9 protein-coding genes and 1 pseudogene are annotated in these 12611 nt (G+C 45.5%); 5 read left to right on the top strand and 5 right to left on the bottom strand.

Translation table 11 applies throughout. The features are described 5' to 3' along the window. Nucleotides 1–14 precede the first annotated feature (14 nt). From ppsA to JEZ96_RS10910, 4 genes are all read left to right on the top strand, one after another. Nucleotides 15–2384 carry a phosphoenolpyruvate synthase gene (ppsA, locus tag JEZ96_RS10925; RefSeq protein WP_011789099.1) on the top strand — a complete coding sequence of 790 codons (2370 nt, stop codon included), beginning with the start codon at nt 15–17 and terminating at the stop codon, nt 2382–2384. 97 nt (nt 2385–2481) lie between these two features. Next, nucleotides 2482–5523, top strand: a complete 3042-nt coding sequence (gene ydiJ, locus JEZ96_RS10920) for a D-2-hydroxyglutarate dehydrogenase YdiJ (RefSeq protein WP_025007798.1) — start codon at nt 2482–2484, stop codon at nt 5521–5523. A gap of 121 nt (nt 5524–5644) precedes the next feature. Next, entirely contained in the window at nt 5645–6118 is a 474-nt protein-coding gene (locus tag JEZ96_RS10915) for a DUF1285 domain-containing protein (protein ID WP_011919435.1), read from the top strand. A gap of 144 nt (nt 6119–6262) precedes the next feature. Further along, nucleotides 6263–6679, top strand: a complete 417-nt coding sequence (locus JEZ96_RS10910; RefSeq protein WP_014610720.1) for a MarR family winged helix-turn-helix transcriptional regulator — start codon at nt 6263–6265, stop codon at nt 6677–6679. A 141-nt stretch (nt 6680–6820) separates the two neighbouring features. On the opposite strand, the gene JEZ96_RS10905 is transcribed toward JEZ96_RS10910, so the two are convergent. Together JEZ96_RS10905 and JEZ96_RS10900 are read right to left on the bottom strand one after the other, a co-directional pair. After that, nucleotides 6821–7165: a hypothetical protein gene (locus JEZ96_RS10905; protein WP_011789104.1), complete on the bottom strand. Its 345-nt coding sequence runs from the start codon at nt 7163–7165 to the stop codon at nt 6821–6823. Nucleotides 7166–7356: 191 nt separating this feature from the next. Further along, on the bottom strand, nt 7357–8391 hold the full coding sequence (locus JEZ96_RS10900; RefSeq protein WP_128090067.1) for a Glu/Leu/Phe/Val dehydrogenase dimerization domain-containing protein: 1035 nt from the start codon (nt 8389–8391) through the stop codon (nt 7357–7359). Nucleotides 8392–8671: 280 nt separating this feature from the next. On the opposite strand from JEZ96_RS10900, the gene JEZ96_RS10895 reads away from it, so the two are divergent. Beyond that, nucleotides 8672–9121, top strand: coding sequence for a DUF4826 family protein (locus tag JEZ96_RS10895; protein WP_011789106.1), 450 nt, complete (start codon nt 8672–8674; stop codon nt 9119–9121). Nucleotides 9122–9299: 178 nt separating this feature from the next. On the opposite strand, the pseudogene JEZ96_RS10890 reads toward JEZ96_RS10895, so the two are convergent. The 3 genes and pseudogenes from JEZ96_RS10890 to hflD form a co-directional block, all read right to left on the bottom strand. Next, a pseudogene (locus tag JEZ96_RS10890) lies at nt 9300–10439 on the bottom strand (ribosomal protein uL16 3-hydroxylase). Nucleotides 10440–10591: 152 nt separating this feature from the next. Continuing rightward, nucleotides 10592–11962 carry an adenylosuccinate lyase gene (purB, locus tag JEZ96_RS10885; protein ID WP_011789108.1) on the bottom strand — a complete coding sequence of 457 codons (1371 nt, stop codon included), beginning with the start codon at nt 11960–11962 and terminating at the stop codon, nt 10592–10594. Between the two features lie 29 nt (nt 11963–11991). Continuing rightward, a complete protein-coding gene (gene hflD, locus JEZ96_RS10880; RefSeq protein ID WP_011789109.1) occupies nt 11992–12609 on the bottom strand; it encodes a high frequency lysogenization protein HflD in 618 nt (205 codons plus the stop codon). Nucleotides 12610–12611: the final 2 nt, after the last annotated feature.

Below are 12611 nucleotides of genomic sequence, written 5' to 3'. Positions count from 1 at the left end.
GCGGAGATAGAACTGTGCAGCAATACGTACTCTGGTATCAGGAATTAGGCATGGGTGACGTCAACTTAGTTGGCGGTAAAAATGCTTCTCTTGGCGAGATGATCAGCAATCTAGCTAATGCCGGTGTTCAAGTACCTGGCGGATTTGCGACTACTTCTTATGCGTTCAATGAGTTCCTTGAACAAAGTGGAGTAAACCAGAAGATTTATGACATCCTAGCCACATTGGATGTAGATGATGTCAATGCACTGGCAAAAGTAGGTGCACAGATCAGACAATGGGTGATTGACACCCCATTCCAACCAGCTTTAGAGCAAGCCATTCGTGAAGCTTACGATAAACTTGCCGCTGAAACTAGCGATGCGTCATTTGCAGTACGTTCTTCTGCCACCGCAGAAGACATGCCAGATGCCTCTTTTGCTGGTCAGCAAGAAACCTTCTTAAACGTGAAAGGATTTGACTCCGTTCTCGTGGCTATCAAGCACGTGTTCGCGTCACTCTTTAACGACCGTGCGATTTCTTACCGTGTTCACCAAGGTTACGAACACCACGGTGTTGCCCTGTCTGCCGGCGTACAACGCATGGTTCGTTCAGACAAAGCGGCGTCAGGCGTGATGTTCACTATGGACACTGAATCTGGCAACAACGATGTCGTCTTTATCACTTCCTCTTTCGGTCTGGGTGAAATGGTCGTTCAAGGCGCGGTAAACCCTGACGAATTCTATGTTCACAAACCGATTTTATCCCAAGGCCATAAAGCCGTTGTTCGCCGTAATATCGGTAGCAAGCTCATCCAGATGGTGTATTCCGATGATGCTGCTCACGGCAAACAAGTCAAAATTGAGGACGTTGCTGCCGATAAACGTCGTCAATTCTCCATCAATGATGCTGAAGTGATGGAACTGGCTAAACAAGCCATGGTTATCGAAAAACACTACGGTCGTCCAATGGACATCGAGTGGGCGAAAGACGGTAACGATGGCAAACTGTATATCGTGCAAGCGCGTCCTGAAACGGTTCGTAGCCGTGAAGATGTGCAACTGATTGAGCGTTATCACTTAAAGAGCCGTGGCGCTGTGATCTCTGAAGGTCGTGCTATTGGTCATAAAGTGGGTTCAGGTGTGGCTAAGGTATTAACCTCTATCGCGGATATGGATCAAATCCAACCCGGCGATGTGTTAGTAACTGATATGACCGACCCTGATTGGGAACCTATCATGAAGCGCGCCAGCGCCATCGTCACTAACCGTGGCGGTCGTACCTGTCATGCGGCGATTATTGCCCGTGAACTAGGTGTACCAGCGGTAGTAGGTTGTGGTGACGTGACTGACCGTATCAAAAATGGCCAGTTAGTGACAGTGTCTTGCGCAGAAGGTGATACTGGCTTTATTTACGAAGGTAAACAAGAGTTTGAAGTGATTTCAAACCGCGTTGACTCACTGCCAGCCTTACCAATGAAGATTATGATGAACGTGGGTAATCCTGATCGTGCATTTGATTTTGCCCGTTTGCCAAACGAAGGTGTGGGTCTAGCGCGTTTAGAGTTCATTATCAACCGTATGATTGGTATTCACCCCAAAGCACTGCTTGAGTTTAACCAACAAGATGCAGCGCTTCAGGAAGAAATCAACGAGATGATCGCAGGTTATGAATCTCCTGTTGAATTCTACATTGCTCGTTTGGTTGAAGGTATCGCCTCTATCGGTTCAGCTTTCTATCCGAAGAAGGTGATCGTGCGTATGTCAGACTTTAAGTCTAACGAGTACGCAAACTTAGTTGGCGGTGACAGATACGAGCCAGAAGAAGAAAACCCAATGTTGGGCTTCCGCGGTGCAAGCCGTTATATCTCTGAATCTTTCCGTGATTGTTTTGCCCTAGAATGTGAAGCTATCAAACGTGTCCGTAATGACATGGGACTGAAAAATGTTGAAGTTATGATCCCATTCGTTCGCACTGTGAAAGAAGCTGAGCAAGTTGTAGGTCTATTGGCTGAGCAAGGTTTAGAGCGTGGTAAAGACGGTTTACGCGTCATTATGATGTGTGAAGTACCTTCAAACGCCTTGTTAGCAGATCAATTCCTTGAACACTTCGATGGCTTCTCTATCGGCTCAAACGATTTAACTCAGCTAACGCTCGGTTTAGATCGTGACTCAGGCATTATTAGCCACCTGTTCGATGAGCGTGATCAAGCTGTTAAGATATTATTATCGATGGCGATTAAAGCAGCTAAAGCGAAAGGTGCTTATATTGGTATATGCGGTCAAGGCCCATCAGATCATGCTGATTTTGCTGGTTGGTTAGTGGAGCAGGGCATTGATACTGTGTCACTTAATCCTGACACCGTAATTGATACATGGCTATATTTAGCTGAAGCTCACGGGTGATCTTCGTTATAATTTTGTAAACATATAAAAAAAGCCGCTTTTTAGCGGCTTTTTTTTGTTTATAATGACGCCATAACAATAATTGACTGAGCTGCTCATGCTACCCCTGCTATCACATCAACAAACCTTAGAACCTGTCTATCTGGCATATCTTGATGCTTTAGAACAAAGTGCCTATGCCGGTGATATCGATAAGCGCTACAGTGCGCGCTTAGTGCAAGCTACGGATAACTCCGTCTATCAATTTTTACCCCAGGCAGTTCTTTATCCTAAAAATCAGCAGGATATCCAAATTGCGTTAACGCTGGCGGCTAAAGAAGCATTCCGAGGAGTCAGTTTTAGCGCTCGAGGTGGTGGTACAGGTACGAATGGTCAGTCATTGACCCATGGTCTGATTTTGGATGTGTCGCGTTATATGAATCGTGTGCTCGAAGTGAATGCTGAGCAAGGTTGGGTTCGAGTTGAGGCTGGCGTGATTAAAGATGCACTTAATGATGCATTGCGCCCACACGGTTATTTTTTTAGTCCCGATTTATCCACCTCAAATCGTGCCACGATTGGCGGTATGATCAACACTGATGCCTCGGGTGCGGGCTCACTCGTCTATGGTAAGACATCAGATCACGTACTGGCATTACGAAGTGTGTTGATTGATGGCAGTGTGTTGGATACCCAGCCATTGGATGCAGGGCTTTTGTGTAACCCCGATAACGTCAGTGATAATCCGCTGGGGCAAAAGCTGATTTCGGCCATTGCAAAGGTTTGTCGAGAAAAGCGAACACTTATCGAAAGCCAATTTCCTAAGCTCAACCGTTTTCTCACGGGTTATGACTTAAAACATGTGTGGAACGAAGGCCTAACGCAATTCGATTTATCACGAATTCTGACGGGCTCAGAGGGCACACTTGCGGTGATAACCGAAGCCAAACTCAATATCACGCCATTGCCGACCGAGCGCGCTATGGTAAATATTAAGTACGATTCTTTCCAATCGGCGCTGCGTCATGCGCCGTCCTTAGTCGCTGCGCGCGCGACTGTGGTTGAAACTGTCGATTCAAAAGTGCTTAACTTAGCCCGTGAAGATATTGTCTGGCATTCGGTGGCTGATCTTATCCAAGAAGTGCCAGGTAAAGTGATTGATGGTCTCAATATGGTCGAGTTTGCAGGTGACACGGTCGAAGTTGAGCAAAAGCTCGCCAGTCTTGAAGCGGTACTCTCTGAGCAGATCAGCAAAGGTGAATGCGGTGTATTGGGTTACCAAGTGACGCAAGATAAGCCGAGTATTGAAAAAATTTACGGCATGCGTAAAAAAGCCGTTGGCTTACTCGGCGCCACTAAAGGACGCCGTAAGCCCATCGCCTTTGCAGAAGATACCGCGGTACCGCCCGAAAAACTTGCCGATTATATTATGGAGTTTCGCGCGTTACTCGACGGGTATAATTTGCAATACGGTATGTTTGGCCATGTGGACGCGGGTGTGCTCCATGTGCGACCTGCACTTGATATGTGTGATGTTGAAGATGAAAAGTTACTGCGAGTCATTTCTGATCAAGTCGCGGCACTGACGCTTAAATACGGCGGCCTAATGTGGGGTGAACACGGTAAAGGCGTGCGCGGTGAATACGGTCCAGCAGTCTTTGGCGATGAACTTTTTGGTGTGCTGCAAGATATCAAAGGTTTGTTCGACCCTGACAACCGATTAAATCCCGGTAAGCTGGTGGCACCTAAAGATACTGGTGCCCTCTATTATGATGTCGACAGTGTTAAGCGTGGTAAGTTTGATAGACAAATCCCTGTTGATGTACGTGATGCATTTCCTGATGTAATGAACTGTAACGGGAATGGCCTGTGTTTTAATTACAGTAGCTATTCACCCATGTGCCCCTCATTTAAGGTCACAGGTGACAGAGTGCAGTCGCCCAAGGGGCGCGCTGGTCTTATGCGTGAATGGTTAAGATTATTAGAGGCTGAAGGAGTGGATGTGAATGCACTCGCTAAAGCGAAACCCTTTGGTATATTGCAGCGCATACAAAATACCATTAATGCCAAACGTGATTATGATTATTCCCATGAGGTGATGGAATCGCTCAAGGGCTGTTTGGCCTGTAAAGCCTGCTCAGGGCAATGTCCGGTCAAAGTGGATGTGCCCAAGTTTAGGGCGCAGTTCTTCAATATTTACTATCAACGCTATTTAAGGCCTGTAAAAGACTATCTTGTCGCAGGGATTGAAGATAGCTTGCCATTAATGGCTTCTGCGCCGCGTCTGACTAACTTTGCAGCGCAAAATCCATTGAGCCAATGGGTGATTAAAAAGGCGATTGGTTATGTGGATGCGCCTGCGTTATCTGTGCCGACCTTGAAGCAAAGGCTCGATGGGCATCTAAGCCGCGGTTACGACTTAGCTGCGTTGCAAGCGATTCCAGAAGAGAAGCGTTCGCAGTTTGTGTTAGTGGTGCAAGATCCCTTCAACAGTTTCTATGATTCCGGTCTTGTTTATCGCTTTATTCAGTTAATTGAAAAACTGGGTTTAAAACCTGTGTTATTACCCTTTAAACCCAATGGTAAGCCAACGCATATTAAAGGCTTCTTAGATAAATTTGCTAAAACGGCGCAGTCGAGTGCGGACTTTCTGAACCAAGTCCATAAGCTTGGCATGCCCATGGTAGGCATCGATCCTGCTTTAGTCTTATGTTATCGCGATGAATACCGTGAAGTCTTAGGGGCTAATCGCGGTAATTTTGAGGTCAAGTTAGCCAACGAATGGCTACTGAATGTCATCAAAGATTTACCTGCAAAAGCGGTGCAAGATAAGCAATATACTTGGTTTAGTCATTGTACCGAATCGACGGCCAAGCCAAATACCGCTAATGAGTGGACTAAAATCTTTGCCCATTTCGGTGCGAAATTAAATACAGTCAATTTAGGTTGTTGTGGTATGGCGGGAACCTATGGCCATGAGGCGGAAAACCTCGAGCGCTCTAAGGCCTTGTTCGATATGTCTTGGCAGCAAACCCTCGCTAAGATAGCACAGCCGCAAGTGTTAGTGTCTGGCTATTCGTGCCGTAGCCAGGTAAAACGTTTTGCCGGTTACAAGCCAAAGCATCCACTTGAGGCTTTACTTGAGTTAGTAAACGCGTAATGGTCCTTATTACTTAAATTGACCAGCAAGGCCGTAATTATCCTCACTGGTATATCCAAGTGTTGAATGTCACACTAAAGCCAGCCGCAAGGCTGGTTTTTTATGGATGACGGAGGCCTAGATGGAAAAGATGACTGACAGTATTCAACACACGCTCAAACAATTCGCCGCCGATTGTAGGCTAACCTCGGTTGCGCCATTGTGCAGTGAAGTCCCATTATTTGACATTAACGCCTTGGGTGATTGGACCTATCTAGGCACATCGCTACCAGCAAAGTTTGCTAAGTTGTTCGCCAGTATTTTGCATTGCATCGATGATGAGTATTTCTTAATTACCCCAGTGGAGAAGGTGCGAGTGCGGGTTGAAGATGCCCCCTTACTGATTGTCGATTTCGAGCGAGCGCAACCCCATTCGCTGCTCAATGTAAGAACCAGTATTGAAACACAGCATCACAAAGTCGATATAAAACAGATGAAGCTCACCGATGACAGTGTTTATTTGCCGCTTGAGCGCGGTTTATGGGGCAAATTAGGTCGGGCCTGTTACTATAATTTTGTGAATGAATTCAATTTATCTGATCTAGATGAGGAATGAACTCGTAGATTAATCGCATCATTTGCTGTGGTCTTAGCTAGTTTATTATGGGTTAAGTGGTAGTATTAAAACTAACTCTGGGTTCCTATGATGGCGCATAGAGAAAGTGAAAACGCGTTAAACCTTTGTGGTAGGAGGTGCTGTTTGAATCGTCATGAAAGCTTAGGCTATCTTGTATCCCACTTAAATATCGAGCTGCAAAATGAGCTTGATCTGCATCTTAAGCGATATCAACTCGATATAAAACTGTGGCCTGTGCTGTTTGCTTTATGGCAAGAAGAGGGCATAAGCCAAACTGAATTGTCTAAGCGTTGCGATGTGGCAAATTACACTATGACGCGCTTACTCGATCAGTTGCAGGTGCAAGGTCTTATTACTCGCCATCAAGAAGTCGATAATCGGCGTGCTTTTCAAATCTTTTTGACCGATGAAGCCAAAGCATTAGAGCAAGATCTTATCTGCGAAGCTGAGCGGGTTAATGAAAAATTCCTGTCAAATTTAAGTGAAGATGAACAACAGCTATTCATTTTACTATTGAATAAAATCAACCGCTTGGCTTGAAGCTTTGAATCTAATGGAATGGGTATGGAGGAAAACTGTGATTTAGCTGTTTTTACTTCTATCTGTATGTGGTTATCTAAATCATTTTCCCAGTTTAATCCCACCCACTATGCCTCACTTTGCGGGATGAAACTGGTTTGATTAATTCAAGTAAAGTGCAAAGACGCAAAGCAGGCTGACGGCTATCACTGAGTGCTGTAAATAACGGCGGCTGGCTAATAAATTTTCTTTGCCTTGTTTTAGGCTAGCGACGAGTCTATGTTGCTTATAAATTCGGCACATGAGTTCATCGGTTTGGGGATCGATAAGCAGTTCAAACTTGCATGGTGCGCCGTCTTTAAGCTGAATGGTATGCTCACTTTGAGGCTTAAAGTTAAGCTTGTGCGATACCATCTGGCCATTAACGAAGACCCGCTCTAAACCACTCCAATTGCTGGCTTGCAGTTCTACCACATCTTGGTTGAGATCGTACTTGAAACGGATCATAGCGCTATCCTGTGCTGGGACCTGATAGACTAATTCAAGCAAACAAATATGACGTTTTCCAGCGTGATTTAATGAATATTCTGTGTCGAAATTAAAAGCGCGGCTAAACCATGAGCTTAGGGGTAGATTAAATTTTAGGTAACAAAAAAGCGACCAACGGTCGCTTTTTCAGTGTTAGACGTGCAGAACAATTACTGCTTAGCGGCTTCGATAATGGCTTTAGCCATTTCATCAGCTACAGCGCCAGTTGTACGGTTCTGCGCATCGGCTTGGCTGAATATTTTCAGCAACGTGTTGTAAATTTCTTCTACTTTAGCGGTCGATTTTGCTGCGTCGTAATCTTTTTCGAATGACACGTTAATAATACCGCCTGCGTTGATCACATAGTCTGGCGCGTACAGTATGCCCATTTCTTTGAGTTGTTCACCGTGGCGTACTTCGGCTAATTGGTTGTTGGCACAGCCAGCAACAATTTTGGCTTTCAGTTGCGGTAAGGTCGCATCGTTTAAGGTTGCGCCAAGGGCACAAGGGGCATACACATCCACATCTTGTGAGTAGATTTCTTGAGGCGCCACAACTATTGCGCCAAAATCGGTGGCAACTCTGTCTAACGAGGCTTGATGAATGTCAGTAACAATCAGCTCTGCGCCTTCGCCATGTAAATGTTTACATAGATAGTAGCCTACGTGACCTACGCCTTGAACGGCGATTTTAAGGCCTTTCAGGCTGTCTAAACCGAATTTATGTTTTACTGCGGCTTTAATGCCTAAATAAGTGCCAAGGGCTGTGAAGGGCGATGGATCGCCACTTTTGCCTTCAAGGCCCGCCATATAAGGGGTTTCTTCATGGGCGATCATAATATCAGCCGTAGTAGTACCAACATCTTCTGCTGAATAGTAGCGGCCACCTAGACTATTGATAAAACGGCCAAAAGCGCGGAATAGCGCTTCGCGATCCTGTCTTTTAGGATCGGCAATGATCACTGATTTCCCACCGCCCATGGTTAAACCAGCGAGGGCGTTTTTGTAAGTCATGCCACGAGAAAGGCGTAATACGTCCGTCAGGGCTTCATCATCCGATTGGTAGTTCCACATCCGACATCCACCTACGGCAGGGCCTAGATTGGTGTTATGGATGGCGACAATGGCCTTTAAGCCACTTTCTTTATCATGACAGAATACAACCTGTTCATGTTCGTCAAAGGATACATGATTAAATACAGCCACGTGAATTTCTCCGCTATACACAATGAAAAAGCCGACGAGGTGAGCCTCTATCGACTGCTTGTTATATTTATTGCAGAACCATAGCATTTAGCGATACTCTCAACCATGCATAATGACCGAATAAATACATTATTTGTGGCAATTTAGCTTTCCACTTTACGTAAACGTAAGCTTTGCGATTAAAAATGGATTGTACTGAATTTAACGTAACGAATAGAATGAATCGCGCACTGATCCCAAGAATCAGGCTCGCGTTATAACAATAAGATAGGACGGAAGTATGACTGAACAAGCTGTCGACCAGACTCAACAAAATTTATCAGCTGAAGAAATAGAAAAGCTACGTCAAGAGTGGGTCAGAACTCAATTTCAAAAAGCCAATCGTTTTCTCGCAGAAAAAGGCGTGATCCCAAGCAAAGTCCTCGCCGATGAAAGCCGTTATCTTGCGCCTTATATGGCGATTTGGAAGATGGAATCAAAGCGTCCAAGCAACAAAACCTATTGGGTGATGTCAGGGGATTTACCGTCGGATTTTGTCGATGTGAAAGTGGCGGCGACGGCCCGTGATGCCGTGCGTCATTTCTCTATGATGTGGCAAATGCAGGCGGAAAACTTAGTGCGTTCGGGGGCCACCCGTGATGCGACTCAGGCTAAATTTGCTCAACTATTAGTATCGCGTGCCGAAAGTTTATATCGTATGCACAATGACGATAAACTGTGGAATGCTTAAACTCAAATGAGCTGAGGATTGTATTTAGATAGTATTGAGTTAATACAGTCAATTATGTTGATTGCTCAAAATAACGGCATAAATAATAAAAAGGCACTCAATTGAGTGCCTTTTTTATGTTGATGTTTTATTTAGGCTTTATATTAAGAACAAGGTTATCGAACAAAGTCGATAGGGCCTATTCTTCGCTGTCGCTCAAGTAATAGAAACCTTGATTGATGAGTTTCAACAGTAAGGCTTGGACTTCTTCATACTGACATATTTCAGTCGCTTCATCGGCGTTTAAGCTGACGTTATCGCTCAACTGTGCGATAACATCCGCTGGTGTTTGGGGCAGTTCGTGTACATCACCATTGATGAATAATCGCGGCGTGGCGTCATTTTCAAGGCGCAATACTTTCAAACCGCCGATACGGCTGACGCCAGCACCTTGGGCGAAGGCATCTTGCAAATCTTCTATGTTGTAAGCTTCTTCGCCTTCACACAAATCAAGCTCGAAACGGTTTTGACTGAGCAACTTACCTAACACGATTTGGTAGCTATTGGGATCTTGGCTCAACTGACTCAATAGTGACATTATGCCCACTTGATGATCTTGGCTGACGATACCGGCTGAACTCGGCTCAGTTTGCGAGGTGAAACGCTGCTGACCTAAGTTATTGTCGAGCAAATAATCGGCGACTTCACTGACCAATTCTTGCTGGCTAGGAGCGCGGAAACCAATCGAGTAACTCATTGCCACAGTTAGGGTTTCGCCGCAATGTGGGAAACCAGGTGGAATATAAAGCATGTCGCCTTTTTCTAACACTACATCGATAATGGGTGTGAAGTCTTCAACCAGCGGTGAGTTTGGATTGCCACCGCGGCGTTGTTGCGGAGTATTGTCACCCACAGTCCAGCGACGCTCACCTTCGCCTTGAATGATAAACACATCGTAGTTATCGACGTGAGGCCCAACACCGCCACTTGGGGTGGCAAATGAGGCCATCAAGTCATCGAAGCGCCAGTCAGGTAAAAAGCGCAGCGCTTCAACTAATGGCTGCGAATCAGGATACCAATGGTTGACGGCTTGCACTAATAACTGTCAATGGGTTTCGCCATAGCAGTCGTAATCTTCAAACGGACCTTGCACTACTTCCCAATCATTGTCTTTGGTGACGACGATGCGTGAAGAGATTTCTTCTTCACAGGCAAGGCCTGCTAGTTCGTCGGCGCTGATTGGATCTTCAAACTGCGGAAATGCTTTTTTGATCAACAGGGGTTTCTTTTGCCAGTATTCACTAAGAAACTGGGCGATATCGAGATTGAGTGTATACATAGTGTTAAAAAAGGCGACCACATCGCGGTGATGTGGGTCGCCTTAATCCTTATTTCTGTTTAAGAAAGAGTCTTGTCCGTCGCCAACTTCAGTTAATAACTAATTTCAGTCAATAGCTTACTATTAGTTAATCGCCAATTTTAATTAATAACTTACTTCAGTTCGTCGACAAACGTTTCGGCGCGACCAATGTAATTGGCTGGCGTCATTTTCTTCAGTTCAGCTTTCACTGAGTCTGGTAATTCAAGTCCGTCAATAAACACTGACAGTTGCTGCGCGTCGATACGTTTACCGCGCGTCAGTTCTTTTAATTTTTCGTATGGCTTTTCAATGCCATAACGACGCATTACCGTTTGTACGGGTTCTGCTAACACTTCCCAGTTGTGATCTAACTCATCACGCAGATGTGCTTCGTTAACTTCTAACTTGCTGATGCCTTTTAAGGTCGCTTGATACGCGATCAATGCATGGGCAATACCTACACCTAAGTTACGCAGTACAGTCGAGTCAGTTAAGTCACGTTGCCATCTTGAAACTGGTAGCTTAGAGGCTAAGTGTTGCATCAGTGCGTTAGCGATACCTAAGTTACCTTCAGAATTTTCAAAATCGATGGGGTTAACTTTGTGCGGCATAGTCGATGAACCGATTTCACCGGCGATAGTGCGTTGTTTGAAGTGACCTAGGGCGATGTAACCCCAAATATCACGGTCAAAGTCAATCAGCACAGTGTTGAAACGGGCAACCGCATCAAACAATTCGGCAATGTAATCGTGTGGCTCGATTTGCGTCGTGTAGGCATTCCAGTTAAGGCCAAGGCTTGTTACAAAACGCTCAGACAGTTCATGCCAATTAACTTCTGGATAGGCTGACAGGTGAGCATTGTAGTTACCTACGGCACCGTTCAGTTTGCCCATGATTTCAACATTGGCGATTTGTTTGATTTGACGTTCAAGGCGCACTGCGACGTTCGCCATTTCTTTACCGAGCGTCGAAGGTGACGCGGGTTGGCCATGGGTACGTGACATTAATGGCACAGAGCGATATTCAATCGCCAGCTTTTTAATTGCCGTCAGCAACTCGTTGCAGTAGGGCAGTAAGACTTGCTCACGGGCTTCTGTCAACATTAAACCATGGCTTAAGTTGTTGATATCTTCGGAAGTACAAGCAAAGTGAACAAACTCACCCACAGCAGCTAATTCGGCATTGCCCGCGATTTTTTCTTTGATGAAGTATTCAACCGCTTTCACATCGTGGTTAGTGGTGCTTTCGATAGCCTTAACACGCAGCGCATCTTGTTCGTTGAAATTGTCTTTAATGCCATCGAGCACGGCGATAGCTGACTCGCTTAGCGGTGGTACTTCGATGATTTCTGGGCAATCGGCTAACAGTTTTAACCAATTGATTTCAACCTGAACACGGTACTTGGTAAGACCGAACTCGCTGAAAATCCCTCTCAATGACGCGGTTTTACTACCATAACGGCCGTCTACCGGAGAGATAGCAGTTAGTGCGGAAAGATCCATGTGTAGCTCCTTGATGAACGCTAATTTTATTATAGGGTAAGACTTTTCTTGGCTGTATCGACTATGGCTTTGCGGGCGAAGACTAAGTGTCGACGTTTACCGCCCAACTGACGCCACAGTACTGCGCTGCGTATAGCGGCAAGCAACAGAGCACGAATTTTATGTTGTACGATAGGGCGCTGCAAACACACGGGATTACCCGATATTTGGATTTTGGGCCCTAAATTACTGATGATGTCACTGTAAATGCTGGCAAGATTGGCAACGACTTGCTCATCTGTGATGGCAAAATGATGTAGCTGGCGATTCACTTGATTAATACGTTCAGCCAACATGCCTAAGCCACTGTTAGAGCGCACGAGTTTACGCTCAAGCGCAAGCACGCCTACTAAATAACGGGTAATTTCAACATCTTTTTGGCTGCTGTCACCGAGCTGATTCAGGATCAGCTTATAGCCTTTTTGCAATACGATTTTGTCCGGGTAAACATCGGCCGTATTGTCAGGATTGGTGACGAGAATGGTGTTTAAGCTTGCCGCGAGTTCGGCATTATCCAATTCGCCATGGCGCGCTAAATGTTGAACTTGGGCAATGGCTTGCAGTATGCCTGCAAACGCCATAGTCCGATTAATGAGTTGCTCGTTCACGC

Source organism: Shewanella putrefaciens, assembly GCF_016406325.1.
Lineage (GTDB): Bacteria > Pseudomonadota > Gammaproteobacteria > Enterobacterales > Shewanellaceae > Shewanella > Shewanella putrefaciens.
The sequence above is the reverse complement of the archived record's forward strand: the minus strand, read 5'-3'. Positions and strand labels throughout refer to the sequence as shown.

Coding starts and splice junctions, on each gene's coding strand:
- ydiJ (WP_025007798.1), top strand. CDS start 2,482: ATGCTACCCCTGCTATCACATCAACAAACCTTAGAACCTGTCTATCTG.
- JEZ96_RS10915 (WP_011919435.1), top strand. CDS start 5,645: ATGGAAAAGATGACTGACAGTATTCAACACACGCTCAAACAATTCGCC.
- JEZ96_RS10905 (WP_011789104.1), bottom strand. CDS start 7,165: ATGATCCGTTTCAAGTACGATCTCAACCAAGATGTGGTAGAACTGCAA.
- JEZ96_RS10895 (WP_011789106.1), top strand. CDS start 8,672: ATGACTGAACAAGCTGTCGACCAGACTCAACAAAATTTATCAGCTGAA.
- purB (WP_011789108.1), bottom strand. CDS start 11,962: ATGGATCTTTCCGCACTAACTGCTATCTCTCCGGTAGACGGCCGTTAT.